Origin of the sequence: Psychrobacter sp. Sarcosine-3u-12 (assembly GCF_002836005.1) — a bacterium.
In the GTDB taxonomy this organism is placed as follows: Bacteria; Pseudomonadota; Gammaproteobacteria; order Pseudomonadales; family Moraxellaceae; genus Psychrobacter; species Psychrobacter okhotskensis.
Genome location: NZ_PJBY01000100.1, coordinates 140,106 through 166,419, shown reverse-complemented (window position 1 = coordinate 166,419; position 26,314 = coordinate 140,106). Strand labels below are relative to the sequence as shown.

The 26,314-nt window shown below is 43.5% G+C and carries 24 protein-coding genes, 1 other RNA gene and 1 pseudogene; 12 read left to right on the top strand and 14 right to left on the bottom strand.

Annotated features, from left to right (window positions below):
- Positions 1-43 precede the first annotated feature (43 nt).
- From CXF65_RS08660 to CXF65_RS08620, 9 genes are all read right to left on the bottom strand, one after another.
- A complete protein-coding gene (locus tag CXF65_RS08660) occupies positions 44-241 on the bottom strand; it encodes a hypothetical protein (RefSeq protein WP_101211744.1) in 198 nt (65 codons plus the stop codon).
- The gene (locus tag CXF65_RS08655; RefSeq protein ID WP_101211743.1) at positions 231-494 is read right to left on the bottom strand and encodes a hypothetical protein; all 264 of its coding nucleotides are present in this window, start codon (positions 492-494) and stop codon (positions 231-233) included. The genes CXF65_RS08660 and CXF65_RS08655 overlap by 11 nt, the downstream gene beginning before the upstream one ends.
- Positions 491-739: a helix-turn-helix domain-containing protein gene (locus CXF65_RS08650; protein ID WP_101211742.1), complete on the bottom strand. Its 249-nt coding sequence runs from the start codon at positions 737-739 to the stop codon at positions 491-493. Before CXF65_RS08650 ends, CXF65_RS08655 begins: the two co-directional genes overlap by 4 nt.
- Before the next feature lie 3 nt (positions 740-742).
- Positions 743-1,036, bottom strand: coding sequence for a helix-turn-helix transcriptional regulator (locus CXF65_RS08645; protein ID WP_227523232.1), 294 nt, complete (start codon positions 1,034-1,036; stop codon positions 743-745).
- Positions 1,037-1,148: 112 nt separating this feature from the next.
- Positions 1,149-2,393 carry a hypothetical protein gene (locus CXF65_RS08640; RefSeq protein ID WP_101211741.1) on the bottom strand — a complete coding sequence of 415 codons (1,245 nt, stop codon included), beginning with the start codon at positions 2,391-2,393 and terminating at the stop codon, positions 1,149-1,151.
- Between the two features lie 107 nt (positions 2,394-2,500).
- Positions 2,501-2,698, bottom strand: coding sequence for a type II toxin-antitoxin system HicB family antitoxin (locus CXF65_RS08635; RefSeq protein ID WP_101211740.1), 198 nt, complete (start codon positions 2,696-2,698; stop codon positions 2,501-2,503).
- 21 nt (positions 2,699-2,719) lie between these two features.
- Complete coding sequence (locus CXF65_RS08630) at positions 2,720-3,958, bottom strand: tyrosine-type recombinase/integrase (protein WP_101211739.1); 1,239 nt, start codon at positions 3,956-3,958, stop codon at positions 2,720-2,722.
- A gap of 162 nt (positions 3,959-4,120) precedes the next feature.
- Positions 4,121-4,498, bottom strand: a transfer-messenger RNA (tmRNA) gene (gene ssrA, locus CXF65_RS08625).
- A gap of 85 nt (positions 4,499-4,583) precedes the next feature.
- A complete protein-coding gene (locus CXF65_RS08620; RefSeq protein ID WP_101211738.1) occupies positions 4,584-5,255 on the bottom strand; it encodes an alpha/beta hydrolase in 672 nt (223 codons plus the stop codon).
- Positions 5,256-5,415: 160 nt separating this feature from the next.
- On the opposite strand from CXF65_RS08620, the gene CXF65_RS08615 reads away from it, so the two are divergent.
- The 5 genes from CXF65_RS08615 (at position 5,416) to CXF65_RS08595 (ending at position 10,912) form a co-directional block, all read left to right on the top strand.
- Positions 5,416-6,777 carry a glycerophosphodiester phosphodiesterase family protein gene (locus tag CXF65_RS08615; protein WP_101211737.1) on the top strand — a complete coding sequence of 454 codons (1,362 nt, stop codon included), beginning with the start codon at positions 5,416-5,418 and terminating at the stop codon, positions 6,775-6,777.
- Positions 6,778-7,430: 653 nt separating this feature from the next.
- The gene (locus CXF65_RS08610) at positions 7,431-8,246 is read left to right on the top strand and encodes a response regulator (protein ID WP_101211736.1); all 816 of its coding nucleotides are present in this window, start codon (positions 7,431-7,433) and stop codon (positions 8,244-8,246) included.
- An 82-nt stretch (positions 8,247-8,328) separates the two neighbouring features.
- The gene (creC, locus tag CXF65_RS08605) at positions 8,329-10,089 is read left to right on the top strand and encodes a two-component system sensor histidine kinase CreC (RefSeq protein WP_101211735.1); all 1,761 of its coding nucleotides are present in this window, start codon (positions 8,329-8,331) and stop codon (positions 10,087-10,089) included.
- 110 nt (positions 10,090-10,199) lie between these two features.
- On the top strand, positions 10,200-10,400 hold the full coding sequence (locus tag CXF65_RS08600) for a hypothetical protein (protein WP_101211734.1): 201 nt from the start codon (positions 10,200-10,202) through the stop codon (positions 10,398-10,400).
- A 26-nt stretch (positions 10,401-10,426) separates the two neighbouring features.
- A complete protein-coding gene (locus CXF65_RS08595; RefSeq protein WP_157824067.1) occupies positions 10,427-10,912 on the top strand; it encodes a hypothetical protein in 486 nt (161 codons plus the stop codon).
- A 154-nt stretch (positions 10,913-11,066) separates the two neighbouring features.
- Here CXF65_RS08595 and aroC read toward each other — a convergent pair whose 3' ends face one another.
- Both aroC and prmB read right to left on the bottom strand, forming a co-directional pair.
- A complete protein-coding gene (gene aroC / locus CXF65_RS08590) occupies positions 11,067-12,170 on the bottom strand; it encodes a chorismate synthase (RefSeq protein ID WP_025653042.1) in 1,104 nt (367 codons plus the stop codon).
- A 76-nt stretch (positions 12,171-12,246) separates the two neighbouring features.
- Positions 12,247-13,422, bottom strand: a complete 1,176-nt coding sequence (gene prmB, locus CXF65_RS08585; protein WP_025653041.1) for a 50S ribosomal protein L3 N(5)-glutamine methyltransferase — start codon at positions 13,420-13,422, stop codon at positions 12,247-12,249.
- A 526-nt stretch (positions 13,423-13,948) separates the two neighbouring features.
- On the opposite strand from prmB, the gene CXF65_RS08580 reads away from it, so the two are divergent.
- Positions 13,949-15,349, top strand: a complete 1,401-nt coding sequence (locus tag CXF65_RS08580; RefSeq protein WP_037026291.1) for a L,D-transpeptidase family protein — start codon at positions 13,949-13,951, stop codon at positions 15,347-15,349.
- Positions 15,350-15,646: 297 nt separating this feature from the next.
- Here the strand turns inward: CXF65_RS08580 and CXF65_RS08575 are convergent, their stop codons facing one another.
- Positions 15,647-15,859, bottom strand: coding sequence for a hypothetical protein (locus tag CXF65_RS08575; RefSeq protein WP_025653040.1), 213 nt, complete (start codon positions 15,857-15,859; stop codon positions 15,647-15,649).
- 309 nt (positions 15,860-16,168) lie between these two features.
- Here CXF65_RS08575 and CXF65_RS08570 point away from each other — a divergent pair, with 309 nt between their 5' ends.
- From CXF65_RS08570 to CXF65_RS08550, 5 genes and pseudogenes are all read left to right on the top strand, one after another.
- Positions 16,169-18,058 (top strand): DUF389 domain-containing protein, encoded by a 1,890-nt coding sequence (locus CXF65_RS08570; RefSeq protein ID WP_101211732.1) that lies wholly within the window; start codon positions 16,169-16,171, stop codon positions 18,056-18,058.
- Positions 18,059-18,213: 155 nt separating this feature from the next.
- Complete coding sequence (gene alaS, locus CXF65_RS08565) at positions 18,214-20,889, top strand: alanine--tRNA ligase (RefSeq protein WP_025653038.1); 2,676 nt, start codon at positions 18,214-18,216, stop codon at positions 20,887-20,889.
- 342 nt (positions 20,890-21,231) lie between these two features.
- The gene (locus CXF65_RS08560) at positions 21,232-22,518 is read left to right on the top strand and encodes an aspartate kinase (protein WP_101211731.1); all 1,287 of its coding nucleotides are present in this window, start codon (positions 21,232-21,234) and stop codon (positions 22,516-22,518) included.
- Positions 22,519-22,889: 371 nt separating this feature from the next.
- A pseudogene (gene csrA, locus CXF65_RS08555) lies at positions 22,890-23,057 on the top strand (carbon storage regulator CsrA); the annotation flags it as partial.
- Between the two features lie 168 nt (positions 23,058-23,225).
- Positions 23,226-23,600, top strand: a complete 375-nt coding sequence (locus CXF65_RS08550) for a HopJ type III effector protein (protein ID WP_037026278.1) — start codon at positions 23,226-23,228, stop codon at positions 23,598-23,600.
- A 264-nt stretch (positions 23,601-23,864) separates the two neighbouring features.
- On the opposite strand, the gene CXF65_RS08545 is transcribed toward CXF65_RS08550, so the two are convergent.
- Positions 23,865-24,176: a YeaC family protein gene (locus tag CXF65_RS08545; RefSeq protein ID WP_101211730.1), complete on the bottom strand. Its 312-nt coding sequence runs from the start codon at positions 24,174-24,176 to the stop codon at positions 23,865-23,867.
- Between the two features lie 38 nt (positions 24,177-24,214).
- Entirely contained in the window at positions 24,215-25,219 is a 1,005-nt protein-coding gene (locus tag CXF65_RS08540) for an NAD(+) kinase (protein WP_173238908.1), read from the bottom strand.
- 297 nt (positions 25,220-25,516) lie between these two features.
- Here CXF65_RS08540 and CXF65_RS08535 point away from each other — a divergent pair, with 297 nt between their 5' ends.
- A complete protein-coding gene (locus CXF65_RS08535) occupies positions 25,517-26,239 on the top strand; it encodes a Bax inhibitor-1/YccA family membrane protein (protein WP_025653033.1) in 723 nt (240 codons plus the stop codon).
- Positions 26,240-26,314: the final 75 nt, after the last annotated feature.

Here is a 26,314-nt window from a genome sequence, read left to right as displayed (position 1 = left end):
CGCTTGGCGTGCTTACGGCTTTGCTTTGGTTGTGGGTAGGTTCTCACTGTGCCACCTCCATATTTACAAAGGTTTTAGGGTTGTTTGGCTGACATGCCACCAATGACAGTAACAAGCCAATACCTGCTACCCATGCCATGAATATAATAAAGCTAAGTAGTAAGCTACGCTTATGTGGCTGTTTGTGATTGTGCTCCCCGTGGCTGGTTTTTAAATTGGTTTTATTATCATCACTCCTCATAGCGCGTAACCTCCATTTCAGGCATTGATAGCAATCTGTCCATCTGTTCGCTGGCATCAGTGGCAAACAGTGAGTCCCTAAACAATGCAGCAATGACAGCTTGAATAACGCCCTTAGATATTGGGTCATCTGTCTGCACGGCTTGCAGTGCCATTGCGTAGTGTTCAGCATCAATCGACAATAAAACTAGGTGCTCATTGATACCCTCTAATGTGTCTGCTATCTGCAATAGTTTATCGTTTGACTGGCTCATATCTGCACCCCACTAGCGTTATTGCTGGCTGGCTTGTCTATCCAATACTGTTTAAACGTCTTACCATTGCGCTTGATGGTCTTATCTTGGATAACCACACCTTGCGCCCTTAGCTCGCTCACTCTTTGTAAAAAGCATGTGATCTGCCATAGATTAAAAGCTTCATAAGTCGATAGGGTATGACCTGCCAGCAGATAGTCATGGATAATCTGCTTATAGCTCTTTTTGGGTTGCCGTGTCTGCATGATCTACACCTCGCTAGTGGTTGAGGTGTGTTTGTTGATCCATGCGTGAACGTCTGCATATGACCAGCATGTCATGGTAGGAGATAGCTTTTTGCTAGGCGGAAAACGCCCATCTTTTGACCATTCGAATAGAGTTGTTTTAGAAAAGGGTAGAAATGGCAGAATATCTTTAGCCCTGCCCATGCCTGTAGTCGGCAAGTGCTGCATAGGATTATTTGCGGTGGTTGGTTTGGTGTCGTTCGCGGTGTTATCAGTAAAAGGGATAACGGGGGTTTGGTTGGTTTTGTTCTTGTCCATTAGTATAGTTCCACTAAATGACGCTACGGTGTGTAACGTCCAGTGGTTAATACTCTAAGGGGTAGGGCTATCTATGGCATTGTAAATACAATCTGTAAATAGTATTTACAATTTATGATTTCTTCTTAGCGTCTGTTAGCTGCTTATTTGCATTTTGAAAAAGAATATTTATATTATCTTTTTTGATGCCGTATATTTTCATATCATCAATATATTCAGCCAACCCTATTTGTGACGGTTTATTGTTACTGTTGATACTACTACTTTTAAAATGAAAAGCATTCATATCAGGATTTAACAATAGATTTTTTAATACTGCTATCAAACAATATGCACTATCTTTAGGGTTTGAATTTTTAACATCAGCTGGCTTGTCTTTTAATATGGCTTCAAGGCGTGTTATTTCGGCTTCGGCGGCTGCCAGTTCTTTAGTAAGTTGCTCATTAGTTTTAGGTTTGCCATACCCTACCGCTGACGTTCCCATCACTAAACTACCCGTTGCTTTTGCATCTACTTCTTCTTGTTCAGGTTCTGCTATGCGTTTTTGTAGTTCTTCGTTTTGCACTGATTGTTCTATTGTTAAATATTCATTAAAATTTTTATAGATAAAACCACATTTAGCTAGCCATGCTTTAACTTGTTCAGGCCTGATCTCCTCTTTATCATTAATCGGTGTTAGTTCGTTGGCATCTAATGCAGTGCTTATCATGTCCCAATATGCCTGATACTTGTCATCGCGATTGATACGAGCTGGATCATCATTGGTCATTAGGCATATTATTTGCTCAGGGATATAGCTTACAAGATTTATTACTTCTCTTTGATAGCCACCTAAATTCACATAATCCTTTATGGCTTGCTGACTGCTTTTCGGTAATTCGTAGTATTCGCTATCACTTCTATTTATCATGTCACTGTACATGGAATATAGAGCGTTACTATCACCCCAAACTATTAGACTGGTATTTTTAGCTATATCTTCTATCTTCAATAAGTCAAACCTTGACCATAAAATCTTCTTTATAAAATGTTGCAACGTAATATATTCATCAAAAACTTTACCTTCACTATAATTATCGAGTTGTCCTGCAGCCTTTCTATAATCTCTAATTTTCTGCTTTAACTCATAACTATTGCATATCGGTTTATCAATAGGATTATAAGTAGGATTATAAGGGTCTGAGCTAGTTAGCTCATGTACTGTCAAAGAAAATAAGCCTAAGCTATCCATTGCAGAAATAACTACGTCTATATTATTCTTCTCATGGCTATTTATAATGTCTATAACTTCGAGAACTGATAAATATTTCTCTCGTTCTGCATTGCCTTTTAATGTAATCGTTTCAACTAATCCCACAACTCACACCCCTACACCCTTAAATCAAAGTAGGTGCAAGGCATTGACAGCATAAGAGTGTGTAAATAGCTGTCGTTCGGGTAATTAGTCCTAGCCTTGCATAGTCGTTATGCTATGCCGTTCTCTTTGCATACGTCCAAAAAGGTTTGTAGTGACTGTTCGCCCTCATGCTCTAGCACGGTAATGCTGTCACCATAGAAGTCTGCCCCACCATTTAGCCCTACAAATTCCCCACGGAATAAATCCAGTTCAGGGTCGTATTGAATGATGGCTTTATGGTCATTAATTATCATAATGCTTTGCATAATTATTCCTTATTTTCATTATTAGCCTTGCTTAGATTGTTTAGCCTTTGGCATAGTTATCACGTTATCCAACCTGCCAGCGTAAGCATCATCAATGAAGTTTGCCCACTCAATCATCATGTCCGTTCTATACTTTAAGTGCTGCGCCCCGTTATAGGCTGCACTGATCTTGTTCTCTCTATCGTGTGCCAGTTGCAGCTCTATAGCTTCGTGCATGTATTCTTGTTCATGCAGTGTGGTACTAGCCAGCCCTCTAAAGCCGTGCCCTGTCATTTTGCCTTTGTAACCCATATTCCATAACGCATTAATAAACGCGCTTTGACTATATGGCTTGCGTGTTGAGTTATTAAAAAAAACATACTGATCCGAAAAGCCTAGCGCCTTGATCTGCTCTAATATCGCTATGGCTTGCGGTGCTAGTGGCACAAAGTGCAATCGCCTAGCTTTCATTTTGTCAGCTGGTATAGTCCATAAGCCACGATTAAAATCTATGTCCTGCCATTCCACGTATCTGATCTCATTGGTACGCACAAATGTATAGCATAAAAACCATAATCCTAGCTTCACCAGTGCATCACCCCCATAAGCATCAATGTCTTTCAATAGCTTGGGTAATTGCTGGCTAGTGATACGGTGGTGATTAGTCGTTTTGTGTGGCTTGATCGCTTCGGCTAAGTCTGTGGCTGGGTTGTGTGTGGCTAGTCCATTGCGTATAGCATGTTTGAATATCTGCCCTATTTCTCTAATAGTGCGCCTTGCCATTTCATTAGCGCCACGCGCTTCTACTGTTTTGCCAATAGCCAATATGTCAGGTGCGGTTATGTCGTTGATGTTCTTATGACCAATAGAGGGTTTTACATCACGCATATAGGCGGAATAGTTACGGGAAAATGTGCTTTCTGCTAGGTAGGTTTTGCGCTCGCTATACCATGATTGAGCTATGTTATCGAAAATATTAGAACCACTTTGGCTAGCTTGCTGCTCTTTCTTATGATCTTTAGGGTTCACACCATCAGCTATTAAGCGTTTGATCTCAATATTGCGCTGTCTTGCATCTTGTAAGCTCATGACTGGATAAGTGCCAATAGTGAGAGTTTGCTGCTTGCCTTGCCAGCGATAGGCGCTGATCCATGACTTAACGCCCGTGTAACGCACCCATAACTGCAGCCCATTACCATCACTATGCTTGTCAGGTCGCTTTGTATCAATAGAGGTGCTACTGGGCTGTAGCTTATTGATGACGGTATGAGTTAAGGGCATTGGACTATCCTTTGTTGGTATTGAAAAGGTGTATAAACTCTAATACCAACAATAATACCAACATTCTATATAGGACGCTATACCCCTATAAGATACGAAAACCCAAAAAACGCCCAAAATAAAGGGCTAACAGTCTATGACGGTCAGCCCTTTATCGTTGTTTGGTGGAGATGGCGGGAGTTGAACCCGCGTCCGCCAGCATTACGCTCATGAATCTACATGTTTAGTTTCTGTCTTTGGTTTTAATCCGCACCGATCCGACAGTCAGGATGGATTGGACGATTCTCTACTTTTGAACCCAAACGATTGAGACAATCACTTGTGGCGAGCCTACATGCGGACGCTTCAACTTAGTTGACCAACTGTAGGTGATCAGCAACTAAGTAAACAGGTTTAAACCATGTAAACAGGGTTTAAGCTGCTAGAGCGTAATTTTCGTCGTTTGCGACTATAACAATATATGTTTGATTAACGAGAGGACATATACTCTCGACATGCATCATTGAGTTTCATCACCAGCGTCGAAGCCAGAACATCCCCAATAAGACTGTGCATTATATAGTAACTACCCCTGTTGTTTCAACCTATATACAGTTGGCATTACATTATGTTACAGCTTAGATTTTTAGGCCAAAACAGTATTTAGCCATTTACCGATATTTTGAATCTGCGGCATGCAGACCTGATGTGCCATCGGATAAGTATTGTACTGAACATTATAGCCTTTTGCGGATAATAATTGCTGTGCTTGCTCGCCTAAAACCACAGGAACGACCGGGTCTTGTGTGCCATGCTCAATCAATATTGGCAAGTCTTTGTTAGCGGCACTGAAGACAATATGATCATTGGTCGCCAGATAAGTCGATAGCGTCATCAAGCCAGCCAAGCGCTCTGGATAACCAAGTGCCGCATGATAGGCCACTGCCCCGCCCTGCGAAAACCCTGCGATTACAATATGCTCAGGTGACACGCCACGCTCTATCTCACGGCTGATCAAATCATGTATTTGCTGGGAGGACTCTTCAATTTGAGCGATATCGACTTTACGCTCCAGACTCATCTCTAAAATATCGTACCATGCTGGCATCACCATACCGCCATTAATCGTCACTGGACGCTGGGGCGCATGTGGAAAAATAAAGCGTACGGCCATATCATCAGACAATCCCAATTGCGGCACAACTGGCTCGAAGTCATGACCACTCGCGCCCAAACCATGTAGCCAAATAACGGCTCGATCTATCGTTTTTTTGGCAGGGTTATGCTCAACGATAACGCACTCTAGATATTCACTCATCATTTATCCTTAATAATATTCAAAAATTTAAATAGGGTTAAAGTTACAAAATAGGTTCGGTTGTCATCATTCCTTAAACATAACTCGGTACTTTGAGTGCTAGTTAAATGACAATAAAAGTTATTCTTATTATTTTGCACTTTTTATGGAGACAGTTTACATGACAATTTCGGATAATTCAGTGCTTAAACGCAATCAGCTTAAGAAAGTGCCACTTAAAAAAATCGGTCAAATAAATCTTACTTTGCCGTTAGTAATTGTTAGTACCCTACTGCTAATAGGCTGCGAGGAAGATGACGACTTTTCGACTGCAGTGCCACCTACACCGCCTACTACTGAGCCGACCCAATCCGTCGCATACACTTACGGGGTTCGACCCTTTTACTTGGTCAATGATATGGATGAGGGCCCGCTCAAAGACGAGTTGCTGGCATGTAAAACGCAAATACCCAGCAAGACAGACTTCTCTATTTCTCATCGCGGCGCACCACTACAGTTCCCTGAGCATACTTATGACGGCTATGTTGCCTCGGCGCAAATGGGCGCAGGCATATCGGAGTGTGATGTTGCCTTTACCAAAGATGGCGAGTTGGTATGTCGCCACGCGCAAAACGACTTACATACCACCACCAACATTCTCGCGACCACACTGGCTGACCAATGTACCGTACCACCAATAGTGGACGCCAATGGCATACTGACCAATGCGGCGGATATTGAATGCCGAACCTCAGATATTAGCGCGAGTGAATTCAAAAGCCTCAAAGGGAAAATGGACGCTGCGAACCCTCAAGCGATTAGTATTAGTGGGTATATGAATGCAACAGCACCGTGGCGAACGGATTTGTATTCACAAAATGGTGAGTTATTGACTTTAAAAGAGCACATTACACTTGCCAGCAGCTTGGGCATGAAGCATACGCCTGAGCTGAAAGCCCCAGTCGTTACTATGCCGTTCAACGGTTATAGTTTGGATGCTTATCGTCAACAGTTAATTGACACTTATAAGAATGCAGGCGTGTCCGCTAGTGAGGTGTACCCGCAGTCCTTTAATATTGAAGATATCGAATACTGGCTTAACAACGAGCCCCTCTTTGCTGCCAATGCCGTCTACTTAATTGATGACAGTAATGAAACTGCTGCAGGCAAGACTTTTGACAAAAATGACCCGACCACGTGGAAGCATTCATTAGCCGATATCAAAGCTCGCGGTGTCAATACTATCGCACCGGCATCGTGGCTATTGGTCACTACCAATGGCAAGGGTAAAATGATGCCTTCTGCATACGCAACACAAGCCCAAGCCAACGGGCTGAATATTCTCGCCTGGTCACTCGAACGCTCAGGGCCACTTGCAGGTGGCGGCGACTGGTATTATAGTGGTCTGGGCGATGCCATTAATAATGATAGCGATATGATGAACTATATCGATGTACTGGCACAAGACGTTGGTGTCAAAGGCATCTTCTCAGATTGGCCCGCGACCGTCAGCTATTATGCCAATTGTAAAGGCCTGACATAGTCGTTATGAGGTCAAAACATCTCGGTAAATATATTTAGTAAAAAGGCCAACTTAGCTGAGACTAAGTTGGCCTTTTTTGGTTAACTCTGTTAAATAAATTTTTAAGTATCTCTCTCTAAAAAGTAAGATAGATTCAATTTAAAAACGATACAATTTTACTAGGCTACTGGAATGAATTTTTTGCAGCCTCTGTCACGCTGGCGAACAGCACGCAAGAAAAATTTATACCAGTAGCACGTTGATATAGTGACGCTCTTTTATTGTGAATAGACTATAGTGTCAGTAAGGTTCAATGTCCTATCATTATCTTACTTACTATTACTTGCCTCAGCTTTTCCATCAATTTTTCACAGCGATTGATGAGTGCTAGCAAAATGTAGCACTACTTTTATGCTACGATAATTTAATGGATTGATACTGACTGTATGACGCCTTATCAACATTTTTTAATCTTTGTAAATATAGCTGTGACTAACGCTACAGTCAAAAAACTTAGAATGACTACAGTGCTATTGGGATAAATTTTGCGCAGCCTCTGCGTATGCAGCACGCCAGAAAAACTTATCCCAATAGCACACTAATACAGCTGTACTAGCTTTACTATTCATCGACTATACTTTAGCTTAATTTTTTTATAAAACGATATAACGCTTATGACTCATATTTTATTGGTAGAAGATGATCCCGCTATTGCTATGTCGCTTAAAGTGACTTGCAAGCGTGAAGGCTGGCAAATCACTTGGTTAGATAATGCCAGCAGCGTACTACCGTTGCTACGTAGCGAAAAAGCGCAAGATTTATCAGCGATTATCTTGGATGTAGGGTTGCCAGACGGTGATGGTTTAAGCCTATGCCAGCAGATACGTCATGCGCCTGATATAGGTACGCTCAAGGATGTGCCTGTGGTATTTTTGACTGCACGTAGTGATGAGGTCGATCGTATCTTAGGTTTAGAGATGGGCGGTGATGACTATTGTGCCAAACCCTTTAGCCCTAGAGAGTTGGTCGCCCGCCTAAAAGCGATTTGGCGACGTGAGCAATTACTTTATGAGCAGTCTGCTAATAACCATACAGAAACAGCAAATAATAGCGCCGACCATGCTTCACCGAGCAACACGTTATCTAGTAACGGCCTTTCTAATAACATGTCGGGGCAAGCACTAACGTTTGAGTGCCAATCTGGTGTTTGGCATTATCAACCGCTCAACTACTCGCTACTGTGGCAAGAGCAAAAGCTTGAACTGAGTAACACTGAACGCAAAATCTTATTGACCTTATTAAAAGCGCCCAATCAAGTATTTAGCCGTGAACAGCTACTCAATGCTGTCAGTGATTATCCTGACCATCGCTTGGCACGGACGATTGACAGTCATGTCAAATCCATTCGTAAGCAGCTGGCAAGCGTCGATTCTAGCATTGAAGTCATTCATACCCATCGTGGTCTTGGCTATGCGTTATGTCCAGCTTAGGCTTTGATGTTCATTCGCTGCTAAATAGTATATTTATACGCTCAAAGCGACCTTACCGAGTACTAATAGCAGTATCAAACCTATGACTCATCAAACCAATAACAGTGCTAATACCAGCCAAAGTAATTGGTATGCAAAACTGCATCCCATTGGCACGGCACAACAAACGGCTGACCCAAAAAAGTTGCTAAATTTAAGTATCTTTTTTAGGATTTGGTTGGCAGTGGCTTTAGTGCTGATTATTTGCGGCATCGTCGTGTTTACTCAGCTTTTTAGCTACGTCAAGCCGACCGTGCAGCAAGTGATTGAGGACACGCTCTTAGACACCAGTAAACTACTAGCAGCCAGCCTACAGCAACCACTGCAATCAAAAGAGCTGTATGATGAGGATTATCAAAGCCAACTTGATACTGCATTTATTAATACCTTAGCAAACAACAATATAACCCGCCCAGACATCAAGTATGATGAAAAAACCTATAGTAGCTTTCGAGTCTATGTCACAGACAAGCAAGGCACGGTCATCTATGATTCATTCCGCACGCCTAACAATGCTGAAGGACAGGATTATAGCCGCTGGAATGACGTCTATTTAACCTTAAAAGGTCAATACGGCGCGAGAAGTACGACACGAGATCACAATCAGCGCGATGGTACGGTCATGTATGTGGCGCAGCCAATCAAGGATGAGGCAAGCAATATAATTGGCGTCGTTAGCGTCGGTAAGCCAGTCGCGAGCGTGCTGCCTTACTTGGACAATACTCGTCGGCGTATGCTGATTACTGCCTTGCTCATTAGTATTGTCGCTCTTATTTTAGCTGGGCTCGTGGCATGGTGGCTTAAACAAAGCATCAGCCTTGTGACCCAATATACCAAGGCGCTGGCAGAAGACACCAAAAAGCCCTATTTTTACTTAGGTCATGAGCTCAATAGCTTGACCGATACCATTGAAACCATGAAGCATCGCTTAGAGAATAGAGGCTATGTCAACGACTATGTGCATACGTTGACCCACGAGCTAAAAAGCCCGTTGACGGCCATTCGTGCCAGTAGCGAGCTGCTAGAGGACGACGGCTTGGATGAAGACGATCGGCAGATACTTATCCAAACCGTTGGTGAACAAAGTATAAAAATGCAGCAATTAATCGATAGGCTACTGTTACTCGCTAAGATTGAACAACCGACCTTTAAACTGAATCAACAACTTACTCCCTTATTACCGTTGATGCAGAGCCTTGCAAAAGACAATACCGCGAAGTTGCAACAGCAGCACCTAGCACCTATTCATATCTATGTAGATGATAAAGTAGTTAGTGAATCATCACCTTTAAACGCAAATATATCCGCTCATATTAACGTTTTTGCCGATCAATTTTGGTTGGTACAAGTGCTGCAAAACGTCTTGGACAACGCCATTCATTTTGCTGAAAGCACAATCAACATTTATATTCACCGCTCAGCACAAAGCGTCAAGATCGATATATTTAACGATGGTCAGTTATTGCCAGATTACGCGGTGACTAAAGCGTTTGACCGCTATTTTAGCTTGTCTCATCACGGTCATGTGCATCACGATCACTCACATAACAGCCACCCACATAACAGCGATGCTACTTATGGCGTTGGCCAAAACGCTAATGAAGCAGATTCCTCTACCGCATCCGCGCCTACACCCAAAAAGGGCACAGGACTGGGGTTAACATTGGTCAAACAAGTCATCGAGCATCACGGTGGTCAGGTCGCTATTAATAATATTCATACGCATAGTGAGGGAGAATTTGCGGGTATCAAGCAACGTTCTGGGGTCATGGTCAGCATTACCCTACCCTTGGCTCAAGAATAAAAATTTATGACAATTCATTAAACTTCCATCATTCCTACACAGGTTTTCTATCTCTTTATTTTATGATGCTGTTATTCAAATTCGTCATCAACAGTAAAAGTAGAAACACTATGAAAAACCTTATTAATCAAACCCAAGTTCTAGAAAACTGTTTAGGCGGTAGTCGTCATTTTTGCCTACAAGCGCTGTCATGCGAAGGTATTGATAGTATTGATTTTGGGCATTGGCTAGCCATTCCTAGTCAGCAATTACTTCTGGTGTTTCGTCATCAGCAATGTGTGGCGGTTAATGATTATCCATTGCTTGCTTAAATCACTAAGTGCCCAATATGATTAACATGTCATCACTAAACAAACCATTAAAAGTATTACTACTATTTCTTGTAGTATGGTTTATTTACAGCGAATTTTTTGCTACTCATATTAAATTAATCAATAAAACAAACTATGATATTTACTCAGTAAAAGGCGAGTATCTTTCTAAAAGCACAGACGTAAGCTCAGAAGAGATAGATAAACAACAAAGGTTAGTTATCACGCCTAAAAGTGAGGAGCAGTATTCAATTCGTTTTAGCGCGCAAACAGCAAATCACCCAATAGACATCTCAATAGGTTGGGATACGCGCGTATATGATAATAATGGCGACCGTATCTCAATGATAGACAGTCAAGGTAGCTCCTTCATATTTTCAGAAGATGGCTTTTGCGACTACGACATCATTATTCATGAGCAATACGCCGAAGCTAAAGGATCTAACAAGAATTTTTGTTATAGAAGAATACTCTTACATTACGCTAAAAATATCATTGTCACAGAAGGGTAAATAGCTTCAAGCTATAAAAGCTGAGTGGTAAAGTGCATTACGGTTAGATCACTAAATAGCTTATAAGTTCTAAAATAGAAAAGTCTTTTACCTTATCAATGAAATCCATCAACAGGGAAAAGACTTTTCTTGAATAATTAGCGAAATCAAACCACTAAGTAATCGATTCTACTGGTGGCTTTACATCCGCATTTTGACCGCGATGGCGCAGATAGTGATCTAGCAAAACAATGGCTAACATGGCTTCTGCAATCGGCGTGGCACGGACACCCACGCAAGGGTCATGACGACCTTTGGTTAGCATCTCAATTGCTTCACCCTCTGTATTGATGCTCTTGCCAGCGGTAGTAATACTAGAAGTTGGCTTGAGCGCGATACTGACCCGAATATTTTGACCCGATGAGATACCACCCAAAATACCACCAGCATGATTGGCAGTAAAGCCGTCCGGCGTCAGCTCATCACGAGAGCGATGACCAAACTGCCCTGCGACCGCCATACCATCACCAACCTCAACGCCTTTGACAGCATTAATACTCATCATTGCATGAGCAATGTCCGCATCGAGGCGATCAAATACTGGCTCACCTAAACCGACTGGAACACCGCTAGCAATAATCTCTAGACGGGCGCCGCAGCTGGTGCCTTCTCGGCGCAAGCTATCTATCAAGGTTTCAAAACGACTGACGGCATCAGCATCCGCACAAAAGAACGGATTGCTATTGACAAAGTCCCAATCGATTTGCTCGGGGTTGGTGACCTGACTGTATTCATTACCAATCTGCGTCACATGGCCATGAATTTGTACGCCCAAGCGATCTTGCAGATACTTCTTAGCGATAGCGCCCGCCGCCACGCGCATTGCAGTCTCACGCGCCGAAGAGCGACCGCCACCGCGATAATCACGAAAACCATACTTCATACTATAAGTATAATCGGCATGACCGGGACGGAAGGTGTCTTTGATTTCGCTATAGTCTTTGGATTTTTGATTGGTATTACGAATCAGCAGACCGATAGAAGTACCTGTGGTTTTGCCTTCAAATACACCAGAGATGATCTCAACTTCGTCAGACTCGCGGCGCTGGGTCGAGTACTTAGACGTGCCCGGCTTTCGGCGATCCAAATCAATCTGCAAATCTTCTGCGGATAATGCTAAACCCGGTGGCACGCCATCAACGATTGCCATGAGACCGGCACCATGCGACTCACCGCAGGTGGTGACCGTAAAAACTTGCCCGATACTATTGCCTGCCATATTTATCCTTAAACAAGTAAACGTAACTTATGCTTCTTTGATCAATCGTTTGTAATTTTTGACTGCTAATTTATACTTATTTATGACTGTCTAACATCTGCACAAAAGGAGCGAACAGCTGACGATGTGCCATTAGCTCATCATAAGTAATCGCAAACACCCCATGACCACCATGAGCGAACTTTAACCAGTCAAACTGAATCTCAGGATAGGCTTGCTTTAACGCCCACTCACTATCACCCACTTCACAGACCAGTAAGCCTTCTGGACTGAGATAGTCTGGCGCTTCAAAAAGAATGCGGTGTACCAAGTCCAGTCCATCTTGACCTGCTGCTAGCGCATGCTCAGGCTCGTATAAAAACTCTGGTGGCAAGTCTGCCATGATAGCAGCATCGACATACGGCGGATTGGTAACGATCAGCTCGTATTGATTTTCAGCAGGAATCTTGGCAAACAGATCCGACTCAATCACATTCACTTGATGGCCAAGATCATGATGATCGACATTGACCATCGCCACTTCAAGCGCGCCTTTATCAATATCTACAGCATCGACCAAGGCATCGACGAAGCGCGTCGCCAAGGCAATAGCAATACAGCCAGAGCCGGTGCATAAGTCTAAAACACGCTCAGGCTGTGATAGCTGCTTGACATCCAAACCATGATCATAGAAGGCAGTAGCCTTATCATTGACCGTCATACCCAGTGGCTTCGCCAGCTCATTGACATCAAAATACGGATGGAACTGTTGACGTATTAATTCTGCTACAGGCGAGCGCGGAATGAGCACGCGCTCATCAACATAAAAAGGCAAATCACAGAAGTAGGATAAATTGATCAAGTAGCTTAAAGGCTTACGCTCAGCGATACGCTCTTCTAACAGGCTCAATACCAATTGCTTCTCTGACGTGGTCAGCCGGCAGTCTAGAATCTGCTCATTCGCGGACCAATCTAACGACAACGAGTGCAATACAATCGCTGATGCTTCAGCAAACTCATCTGTCGTGCCTTGAGCCACGACCACATCATAGTTACGAAGTTGAGTGACCGAAAAGCGTATAAAATCACGAATACTAACCAGTTGCTCGCGCGCTTCTTCGAGCTCTGCATGCAAGTTGGCAAATTCATCGTGCTCACCGAGAAGGCCTGTCTTCAAATCGTACTCCATCTCACCGTCCAAGCCCTTAGGCTCAGTCTCATTGAAGTATTGGTTTTGAAACTCTTCTGCGCTCATTGTTTGGTCTTCTGACATATCGCACCTTGCTGATTACATGTTCACTGACTACATGCGGATGGGTTAAATCGCTCTCTATAAAAAGCCGACTTATTAAATAATAATCTAGCCCTACATTATAGACGCAAACACTAGGTTGCGCCAATCACTGTGTTTTTTAGTTTACTAAAAACAGAAAAACACTGAGTGTATTGAGTTAGGCCATGTTCTCATGTTAAAAATAGTCATAAAAATGAGATAAATTGCCGTCAAACGAGGAAAATAGCACAAATAATATCGAGATATTAATCAGCTGTTTGACGACGTTTGGCAAAGTTTAGCCATTTTTAGCCCATTTAAATACAAGCGCTTGGATTGAAGACACGCCCTAGAATCTAGCAAAAATCCATACACACCATGGCTAAATTATTGCCCAACTGTAGTGAATACGTCAGCAGTTGACGTTTAGTACTATATAGGTATAAAAATATGTGTCAAAAGTTTGCGAAGCGTCTCAATTATGCGCATAATAGCCGTATTAGTAGCAACCACAAGTAACTTAAATATGATGAAAATAAAGCCTCTTATTACCGCCATATCTATCGTAGTCGTTAGTGCCAGCGTGAGTGCGCTTGCCGCCACCGCTGATAATACTCGCTCATTGCCAGTACGCACATCCGACTCCATGCCTAGCCTCGCTAAGAAAGTGAGCCTTGATGTGCAAGAGAATCGTAGCCGCTCAGTCGATGGTCGCGCTCCCGCCACTACTGCTAAGCCAGCTGACCGCATGACGCAATTGATTGATTCAAAGCAAGGCCAAAAGCCGATGGCAGCCGCTCAATCGAGCACTGCTGATAATATGAGCGCAGAAGAGCTGACTCGTAAAGATGAGCAATCTGACAGCACTGATGATATTAGTGAAGGTCAAGCCGTTGCCGCCCCTAGCGACGTCTCGTCTATTGACTCCTCTGACCCTTTGTCTTTTGAGTTACCTGAAAGCGAAAAGCGTCAAGATTTTAGCGATGACCCTACCATCAAAAACATCGAAGACAAAGATGGTAAAAGATACACCACGCTAAACTTGTCCAACTATGCCAAACAAGTCAATGATGCCGTCTGGTCACCAAGCATGAAGGTCAACTCAGCGATGACTATTAAAATGCAGGCATTACTCGATTGGAACCATGCTTCACCGGGTCCTATCGATGGCGGCTGGGGTATGAACAGTAAAAAAGCCTTGATCAACTTTCAAACCATGAAAGGCTTGCCAGCAACCGGCAAAATGGATCAAAAAACATGGAATGCCTTAATCAAAAACATTCCTGCCAATAAGCCCGTGTTAGTGACTTACACACTGACTGAAGATGATCTCAAAACCAACTTCGCGCCTACCCCTGCTGGCTCAGAAGCGAAGTCGAAAATGAAAGGTTTGTATTATCAAGATATCAAAGAGATGCTGGGCGAACGCTTCCACATGGACGTACGCTACTTAGATAAGCTAAATAAAAATAAAGCTTACCAAGCTGGCGAAACCATTACAGTCCTTAACACCCGTGGACCGCTGAATCAGCGCATCAACCGCGTTGTCGCCAATAAAGCAGACAAAACATTGTACGCCTACAATGATGACAAATTGGTCGCCACCTACCCAACGACTATTGGTAGCGATGCCACACCGTCTCCACAGGGTACTTTCAAAATTATCAACAAGGTAAAAATGCCTTGGTATAAAGCGACTGTCGGTGACGGTGCTCAGAAAAAGGTTCATATGCTGCCACCAGGACCGAACAACCCTGTCGGTGTTGTATGGATGGGCTTGTCTAAACCGTCTTATGGTTTGCATGGCTCGCCAAAACCTGAAGGTATCAGCCGTCAAGCATCAGCAGGTTGTGTACGTTTGACTAACTGGGATGTACTAGAGGTGTATGCCAACATTGAGAATGGCGCAACCGTTGTCCTAAAATAGTTTAGTTTAACAAAATGCTTAATGAAAAAAAGACCCTGTTAAGAGGGTCTTTTTTTATGACTGAGTTTCACTCAATTTTTAGATACTTACTATCAGAGAGCAGCAAAACAGCTTCCTAAAGCAGCGTCTTATTGGCGCTTTTCTTATGATACATCCACGCTTACTCTACAAAGTAAGCTTTCCGTATTTAACGTGCCAATGTAAAGTAACGGTATAAAATAACGATGTAAAGCACTCGCTTAGAACATCAATTTAAAATATAACCCGTAAAGTAAAAATTGCCCACTGCCCTATGACTTATACTTTATAGCCTTCCTCATTACCAGTGATGCTGCCTACTTTTTTGGTAAAGTACAATCCTGCAGGAATAGAGATCAAGATACCTGCGGCTACTGCCATTTGGATATGTGGAATCTGATTAAACCCTGTAACCAAGGCGCCAATCATGAATACGCCAATGGTGACGGTTGCTGCTATGGAGTAGATGACAGAAAATAATGGCCAGTTCATAATTTATTCCTCATTTTTGTTGTGGGTATACTCCCTTTATACACTAAATCCACAAGGAAAGTAAGTATTTAATCCAAACCTTTAAGCCAGTTATAACGGGTGACTCAGCATAAAAGCCTTGTTATAATAAGGGAATTATCTGCAATATTATTTATCGTAAAAAATCGTAAAGTATGATGCTTTTATCAGTATTAGTTGATTTTCCATCCGCTTACTTCTCGCCTGCCTAGTCGCAAAAAACTCCTACGGTTTTCTACATTTATCATTACAATAGCGACTTTCTGTCATTCGCTAAGAAAGTTTTTCACTATGACCTTATCTAATAAACAGTCAGCTGTTGAGTCAGCAACGACAAAAGATGCCTTAGACCAGATTGATGCTCAGCAGGTGTCAGAGTCTATTGCTAATAATAATGCAACTGATGAAGCTAATGTCGATGAAATGTCGTGTCCAAATGATAAAATCCAGACTCATAAAACCTTGGATAATGAAACCTTAAACAATGAAAATCCAAGCAATACTGAAAGCGACATTGAGCAAAATGACATTGAGCAAGACGGCATTGAGGAAAATGATCTAGGTGCTCAACATCCTGAAGCTAAAGTAAAGATGGAGTCGCTTGGACCCGATGTGGTAGTGGCGAGTGTTGAAACATCGGAGCCAGAAACCCAAGCATCTGGCGACATGGAAAAAACAGAAGTTGGCGCGTCAAATGCTGATGATGTAGAAAAGCAAGGTACTGAAGATAGTCAGGAAACCCTAGTTGATGAAGCCACCGTTGAAGCAGAAGCTACTGACGATTCTAGGGTGCTAACCGACGCTAGCAAAACAATTGACCATGAATCCACGGCGGATGCGACGGATCCCAAAACAGACGAAAGTATGTCCATACAAGGTACAAGTGCAGAAAATACAGTAGAACCTGAAACACTAGTCACGCCAGCCTCCAAAGGAAAAACGCAGCCCAATGCCAAAGCGTTGACTGCTACTGAAAATGAATCTAAAAATGAGTCAAGCAAAGATGATGCACTAGAAAAAATGCCTAACGACGAGGCAGAGAATAACGACAAAGAAGAAGAGAAAGAGAAAGAGGACGAAGTCAAAGAACAAAAAGAAGCCAAACTGGAGTCTTATAAGCAGTTTGTTGCCGAGCAATTCAGCAACCAAAAGGTAGACTATCCAGAAGTACGAGTCAGAATCGAGGCCAACGCTCTGCCTAGCAAAATGTATTTCATTATGAATATACTTTCTGCCATCATCGCCAGTTATGGGTTGGTAACCAATTCAGCTGCCGTGGTCATTGGCGCCATGTTGGTTGCCATGATGTTAGGTCCCATTACTGGCATAGCATTAGCGATTATTGATCATCGTATGCCATTGCTACGTAAATCACTGATTACGGTTATCGTCGGCGTATCATTGGTCGTACTGGTCGGCTTCGTCGTCGGTTGGCTGCACAAAGATCAGCCATTAACGACAGAGATACTATCGCGCACTCAGCCGACCTCGATGGATTTGATGATTGCCTTAGCAGGTGGTACTGCTGGTGCTTATGCGATGGTATCACCGCACCTATCAGTGGCAGTGGTCGGCGTAGCAGTAGCAACCGCTTTGGTGCCACCACTGGCTGCCAGTGGTATTTTATTTGCCAATGGCGAGATTCAGCTAGGCTTTGGCGCCTTACTGTTAGCTGTTACCAACATTATTGCCATCCAATTTACCAATGCGCTTGTATTATGGCTTTTAGGCTTTCGTCGTTTGGTCAAGGACGACTACAAATCAAACACCTACCTGACTTTTTTGCAACGTAATGCAGTGACCCTATTGTTGTTAGCAGGGTTGGGCACTTATTTAACTATTAATCTACAAACCAACGCCAAGCAGCAAGTCTTTGAAAGCAGCGTCAAAGAAGCCATCAACAGCTACTTTATTGATAAGGGTAACGTACTGACCAATACTCAGTTTGATACCTCGAAAGAAAATAAAGTCGTACGTGCGGTCATTCGCGGAGAGACGACGCCTACCTCATACGATGTACGACAAATCGAAACTGTCATTACCCAAGATATGGCAGAGAATTTCCCTGAGTATTTACCCATTAAGCTACAGCTGCGCTACTTGCCAGTACAAGTCATTGAGTCCAATCCATTGATACAAGACAAACTCGACAAGACCGATGCGGCGATTTTGACCAATTAGCTTTTATGCGCTACCAAAACCATCGACTATTTAGAGACGCAGAATAACCTAGCAGTTGTAACTCTTGTACCAAGAGCTTGGGCGTTTGTGCTAAAATCGCTTGCAAAATTATTTTACTTTATCTATTCAATTCTATCCGTCAGTAAGGAGCCGCTGTGAGCCAGCCATTTCGCTCAGCCGATATTCGTCAAGCTTTTATCGATTTTTTTATAAGCAAGCAGCATACCCCTGTTTCTTCATCTAGCCTAATTCCGCACAATGACCCGACATTGCTATTTACCAATGCCGGTATGAATCAGTTTAAAGAAACGTTTTTGGGCATGGAGCCGCGTGATTATACCCGTGCAGTAACCTCGCAAAAATGCGTAAGAGCGGGCGGCAAGCATAATGATTTGGACAATGTTGGCTATACGGCGCGTCATCACACCTTCTTTGAGATGCTGGGCAACTTCTCCTTTGGCGATTATTTTAAGCAAGCGGGTATCGAGTACATTTGGGAATTTTTGACATCCGATGAATGGTTGGCTATCGATAAAGATCGTCTATATGTGACCATTTATGAGACTGACGACGAAGCCTTTGATATTTGGCATAAAGACATCGGTATTCCTAGCGAGCGTATTATCCGTATTGGTGATAATAAAGGCGCGCCTTACGCATCAGATAACTTTTGGACGATGGGCGATACTGGCCCTTGTGGCCCTTGTACCGAAGTGTTTTATGACCATGGCGCAGACATTGAAGGCGGTTTGCCCGGTACACCCGAAGAAGATGGCGACCGCTATATCGAGATTTGGAACTGCGTCTTTATGCAGTTTAACCGTCAAAAAGACGGCACCATGTTGCCACTACCTGCTCCTAGTGTCGATACTGGCATGGGGCTTGAGCGTATCAGCGCTATCATGCAAGGTGTGCATGGCAACTACGAAATCGATTTATTTGTGCACTTGATGGATGCCGCTGCTGAGATTTTAGACATTGAAAATCAGCAGCAGTCGTCGCTAAAAGTCATCGCTGATCATATTCGCGCTGTTTCATTTTTGATTGCTGATGGTGTCACGCCAAGTAATGAGGGTCGTGGCTATGTGCTGCGCCGCGTCATTCGCCGTGCCGTACGTCATGGTAATAAGTTGGGCGCTGATAGTGATTTCTTTTATAAGATGGTCGCGCCACTGGTCGCTGAAATGGGCACTGCCTATCCAGAGCTAAAAGACAAACAAAGCGTCATCGAAAACGCCATTCAAAAAGAAGAAGCGCAGTTTGCCAAGACATTGGCACAGGGTTTACGCTTGCTTGCCAGCGAACTTGAAGGCTTACAAGACGGCGATACCCTCTCTGGCGAAGCCGCCTTTAAACTTTATGATACTTATGGCTTTCCGCTTGATTTGACCGCCGATATCACTCGTGAACGCGGTATTGTAATCGACGAAGCGGAGTTTGATGAGCACATGCAAGCACAACGTGAACGCGCCCGTGATGCTGGCAAATTCGATGTTGATTATAGCAGTGTCATTCAAGTAGACAACCCAACGACATTCATCGGCTATGAGCAACTTGAAGAAAATGGCGTGACTGTTAATGCCCTTTATCAAGATGGCAATCCTGTCGATAGCTTAAGCGAAGGTATGGAAGGCGTTATCGTCCTTGACCGTACGCCGTTTTATGCTGAAGGTGGTGGTCAAGTCGGTGAGTTGGGTGAAATTCGTAGCGCATCTGGTGTTTTTGAAGTGCAAGATACCAAAAAATCCGGGCAAGCCATTATTCATCATGGCGTCGTGACCATGGGTGATATCAGCACTAAGCAAACAGCTGACGCCCAAGTTTTATCTAGTATCCGTGCTGCTAGTGCCAAAAACCATTCGGCCACTCACTTATTGCATGCCGCATTAAGAGAGGTATTGGGTGATGAAGTCACACAAAAAGGCTCGCTGGTCTCAAGCGACGTGCTACGTTTTGACTTCTCCTATGATAAGCCCGTCACTGCTGCCGAGATTACACGTGTAGAACGTCTCGTTAATGAGCAAATCCAAGCCAATACCCCAGCCCGTATCGAGCATATGTCTATCGATGAAGCGATGAAGCAAGGTGCCATGGCACTGTTTGGTGAGAAGTATGGCAATGACGTTCGCGTGCTTACTATGGGCACCGACAGCATTGTCGATGGTCAGCGTCAGCCCTTCTCTATTGAGCTGTGTGGTGGTCTTCACGTGCAGCGTACGGGCGACATTGGTGTCTTTAAAATTACTAGCGAATCAGGTATTGCCGCAGGTATCCGCCGTATTGAAGCCGTCACAGGTATGAATGCCATAAAAAACATTCAGCAAAGTGAGCAACAACTCAGCGAGCTTGCCAGTCAGCTAAAAGTAAAACGCCCTGAAGTGGCACAGCGTGTCCGTACTATGGCGGATAAGCAGCGCGACCTAGAGAAGCAGTTAGAGCGTTTAGAACAGAAAATGGCCAGTGCGCAAGCCGCTAACTTGCTTGATGATGTGCAGACTATCGCCGGTACGCCAGTTCTTATCAGCACCTTAGGCGGTGTGGATGGCAAATCAATCCGTACGCTGATGGATGATATCAAATCCAAACTGCCTGATAGCGTGATTGTATTGGTTGGTGATAAAGACGATCAGCTAGCCTTAGCCGCAAGTGTCGCAAAGTCTGTCACTGCTAAAGTAAAAGCCGGTGATATCATTCGTCATTTGGCAAGTGAGCTTGGCGGTAAAGGCGGCGGCAAGCCCGATTACGCCCAAGGCGGCGCACCGAAGTCTGGCAACAGTAAAGCAGTCATTGACGCGCTACCCGCTTGGATAACTACCCAGCTTGGTGAATAAGCCATTTAGCTGACTGCCATTCAGTGCGTTAAACGCCATTAGTATGGGCGAGCAGCAGGAATGATACGATTGGTTATACGCTTTATAACCAATCGCCATATATCTAATCCGTACTGACACTTAACCTTACAAGCCGAGTATGGTATAAAGGTCGACGTTTGGGCATATCCTTAATTCCATTCATATCGCTCATTCAGTTTAACGCAGGCACCATTGGATAAACAAAAGGCATAGGGCGCAACTCTTATAATACGGCTTTATCTACGCAAGCATTGATTGACAGATACATTGCTGCTTATCGATGATAATAAAAGGCCATTAATGAATAATAGGTAGATTTTTATGGCGTTAATAGTACAGAAATACGGCGGCACCTCGATGGGCAGTATCGACCGCATCAAAAACGTCGCCAAACGAGTTAAGCGCTGGCATGATAATGGTCATCAAGTGGTGGTCGTTGTCTCTGCCATGAGCGGCGAAACCAACCGTTTGATTGATCTGGCACGCCAAATTAGCACCCAGCCTGATCCTCGCGAATACGATCAAATGGTCTCAACGGGTGAGCAGGTCTCTATCTCGTTACTTGCAATGGCCATCAAAGATCTTGGTATTGGTGCTCGTTCATTCACTGGTCGTCAGGTCGCTATTAAAACTGATAGCTCATATAATAAAGCCCGTATCGAAAGCATCGATGATAAAAACATTCGTGAGCAATTAGATGCTGGTAATATCGTGATTGTGGCTGGTTTTCAAGGTATCGATGAGGATGGTAATGCAACGACGTTAGGTCGCGGCGGCTCTGATACGACAGGTGTTGCGATTGCCGCAGCCTTGGGCGCAGATGAATGCCAAATCTATACCGACGTCGATGGTGTCTATACCACTGATCCACGCGTCACCTCAAAAGCCAAAAAGCTTGAAAAAATTACTTTTGAAGAAATGCTGGAGATGGCGAGCCTAGGCTCAAAAATCTTACAAATTCGCTCAGTAGAATTTGCGGGTAAATATGGCGTACCGCTACGCGTCCTCTCTAGCTTTGATGAAAATACCGATGGTAGCTTTGACGACGACTTTAAGAACAATGTCGGCACCCTAATTACGATAGACGAAGGAGACAATATGGAACAGGCAATCATCTCAGGTATCGCTTTTAATCGAGACGAAGCAAAAATAGTCGTGCGCGGTGTGCCCGATCACCCTGGCATCGCCTCTGCTATCTTGAGCCCTATTGGTCGCGCCAATATCGAAATTGACATGATCGTGCAAAACCTATCAACCAATGGCACCACTGACTTTACCTTTACGGTCAATCGTACTGACATGGACAAAACCATGAAAGTGTTAAACGATGAAGTCAAAGACGAGATTGGTGCCAAAGAAATCTTGGGTAACAGCGAAGTCGTCAAAGTTTCTTTGGTTGGTGTTGGTATGCGCTCGCATGCTGGGGTTGCTAGCCTCATGTTCCAAACCCTCGCAGAAAACAACATCAATATTCAAATGATATCGACCAGTGAAATCAAAGTATCTGTGCTTATCCAAGAGCAGTATCTAGAAAAAGCAGTTAAATCACTGCACACGGCATTTGGTCTTGATCGTGAAGATGGCGACAGCAAAATCGCTGGGCTATAATTTATATTAAAACCATTAAAAATATAGACATAGCATTAACAGTTATCGATTACATCAGCATCAATTACTTTCAATAATGTGTTTATCCAAATAGGGTCTTTTTAGATCCTATTTTTATTTTTATTATTGTTCTGATTGGTATATACCTAATAGTTTTGTGAAAACCCGTGACAGTATCTGTTATGCCCCCTATAATGGGGCTTTCATTTGGGCTAAATGAATCTACCTATCATTACCGCTATTCGCCTAACGTTAGACATAGTAGCTTGTAAGCTAAATACAAGGTGTGTTTAGTGCGGCGGTAATGTCCTGTAATTGAGAAGTAATCTGATGAGTAATAATCTGTTGATGCGACATAAGGAGTGTGACGCATGTTAATTTTGACACGCCGCGTGGGCGAAACATTAATGATTGGTGACGAGGTCAGTGTGACTGTCCTAGGCGTTAAAGGCAATCAAGTGCGTATCGGTGTTAATGCGCCAAAAGACATTGCTGTACACCGCGAAGAGATTTACCAACGCATACAGCATGAGCGTTCGGTACAATCACAAATGCAGCATCTTGAGCAAGGCAGTTTTGCGCCTTCCTTTGATGATGAAGACTATTTTAATCGCTAAGCTGAGTCTTAACACCTAACCACTAATAATCATTGAGCACACACCAAGCACCGTACTTTGCTTTTTAATCTGCTCTGAGGTCATTTATTTATGAGTATTCGCCAATCAGATGTATCGGCTCTACTTAATGGTTTGAATAAAAAAGCCATTGGATTCAATGATGTCATCAGTTTTATTGATGATTTTTATCGTTATGCGCCCGCCCCTTTCGTTAATGGCATGCAGCACAATGCCGCTGGCGAAAACGAAGGCAGTGCGAAAATTTTTGGTTTTGCCAAACACCATGGTCTCAATCAATTAGACACGCTAAAGCTATTTGGTGAACATTATACCAAAGTGCTAGAGACGCCTAAAGGCACTGATCATGCCAATATCCGCAATTTTTTGCATTGGGGTTGGCAAGGGTTTTTGATGCAAAAGAATCCATTGACGGTCCGTCCAAGTGTTGATACGACTGCGCTTTAATCATTTTTAAGCACAAAAAAAAGCCACGCTATATAATATAGCGTGGCTTTTTTATTGAGCCTTTCAATCTTATCTTTAATATAAGTGAAAAGCACTGTCGATACATGACGCACTGCTGATATCCATTTTCTTGCTTGCTATGCCTGTGCAGACAGAGGCGACAAAAAAGTGATATCAGCAATACCGTCGCGTTTTTAGGGTATTTTGACTATAGCTGCTTTTATTGTAGTTAACTACGGCTACTCTAATTCACGACCATTCTGCTTATTTATCACGAAACTTAACTGGCTGGATAGCGCCCTTAGTATTGGGCATATTGGGATAATGATGTTCGTGCTCGACATCACATTCAGCACCGACGATTGAGCCATCGTCCTTTACAGGTTTATGAATATAACCGGTACGCTCGGCCGCAGGTAGATGCTCATGCTCCCAAACCATTACCGCTTGCATACAAGTGTCGCGCTGCTCAGGGGTTAATTTACGGCCATCTGGCCATTTGCCAAGCTCAATGGCCATACGGAATTTATCGACCACGTCTGGTGTTAGCGTTGCTAATATTGTTTGCTTATCCATCTCACTCTCCACGACTATTTTTTATACGACAACTGCTTTTATTCATCATCCATAATATCATCATCGATATCAAGACTGAATTCTTCGGCATGGACGTTCCAGTGTAGTTTGGTACGGCACGCCTCATAAAAATCAAATCCTGGAGGATGTAGCAGCGTTAGCTTATCAGGGTGCTTACGAATATAAAGCCGCTGCTCTTGGTCGAGCGGTATGCTGGGCTTGCCATCTGCACTAACCATCGGCTGCGTGCGATTGTCCTCATGGATGCGAATACAAACTTCGCTATTGCCACTGACTACAATCGGACGACTGGACAAGGTATGCGGATGCATGGGCACCAGACATATTGCATCCATACTCGGATGGATAATAGGGCCACCACCAGATAGTGCATAGGCTGTGGAACCAGTAGGCGTCGCCACAATCAAGCCATCGCTGTGCTGTCTATAGACATCGTGACCATCAATTTTCATCTGAAAATCAATCATATGTACTGACTTACCAGCATGCAATACGATGTCATTGAGCGCCATATCTTCATGGATAATATTTCGCCCTTCTCGTATTTCCATCGTCAAGAGAAACCGATGATCCAACTGATAATCGCCCATCAATACTTGACGCAATTTAAAAGCAGCTTCATCAGGTTTGACATCAGCTAAAAAACCAAGGCGACCACGGTTGACACCCAAGACTGGCACGCGATAACGAGCCAGTGCTTCAGCAGCATGCAATATAGAGCCATCACCACCGACGACGATAACCAAATCACAAATCTCACCAATTAAGCTACGCTTAACGATTTTGACTTTTTCGATCTCAGTAAGATCCAAGGTTGGTAGATGGGCAGTTTGCATGTCCATTATCAGGGTGAGATTCATCTCATTGATCGTTTGGGCAATCTGCACCAGACTTTGGGTGACGCTGCGCTTGCCTGCGCGCCCCATTAATCCAATACGCCGAAACGCTGGATTTTTGATGGCGTGGAACAGCTCTGATGCATGTAAGTGTGGCAATCTTTCGGACTGCGCGGAGTTTTCCATAAAACGACTCGGAATAACGGTAAAATACAGGGCAATGATAGCGATAAATGAGCGCTTAAACTAGCATGTTTTATCAATTATCGTTGTTAACTGTCGTAATCAACCCCATATAACAACCATTGCACGCCCATTTATGGCCTGCTTACCGCGCTACTGAGCATCCCTAGCTAGTCCAAATAATAAGTCAGATGATGGTTGCGTCAATCCTTGACAGCCGTCACGCAAACACAGTTGACAATAACCAAGCTTTTGCTAAAGTAGCAGTAATTTATATCATTTTTAATTAAGGACATATGTATGGCCAATCCTATTGTCAGTCGCGCAGAGCTTGCGATCGGCGGTCAGCCGATGACCGTCAAAGGTGTCATCCAAAAGACCAGCTTGTTGCTTGGTTTATCTGCTATCACTGGTGTCGGCTTTTTCTTTTATGCGCTGATGGCAGGTTTATCGCAAGGTTTTATTACCATGGCGGCCTTTGGTAGTATGTTTGCCGCTTTTGGTCTCGCGATCTTTATCACTTTTAAGCCACAAAAAGCCAAAACTTTCGCGGTCCCTTATGCGCTCTTAGAAGGTATCTTCTTAGGCGGCATCTCGCTGTTTTTTATGAGAATGTATCCAAGCGTGCCAGTGACTGCAATGTGTGCGACCTTTGTGACAGCAGCCGTTATGCTAGGGCTATATCGCTCTGGTCTCGTTAAGGTAACGCAAAAATTCCGCTCTATCGTCACCTCAGCGCTTATAGCCATCATGCTCGTTTATGTCGCCCAGTGGGTTCTTTCTTTAGCGTTCGGTTCGAGCTTACCTTTCTTATTTGAAGGTGGCGTTATCGCTATTGGCTTCAGTTTATTTGTGATTGTTATCGCTTCTTTTACGCTATTACTTGATTTTGATAACATTGATCGCGGCGTAGCAGCTGGTGTTTCTGAAGACTACGAATGGTTATTTAGTATCGGTATTCTTGCGACGCTAGTATGGATGTATATCGAATTTATGCGTCTGCTTAGCTACCTACAAGACTAATCTATAACTGGCTAATAATAATGATACCTAAAATAAAAACCGTCTTTTGCTAAAGGCGGTTTTTTTATATTTGAA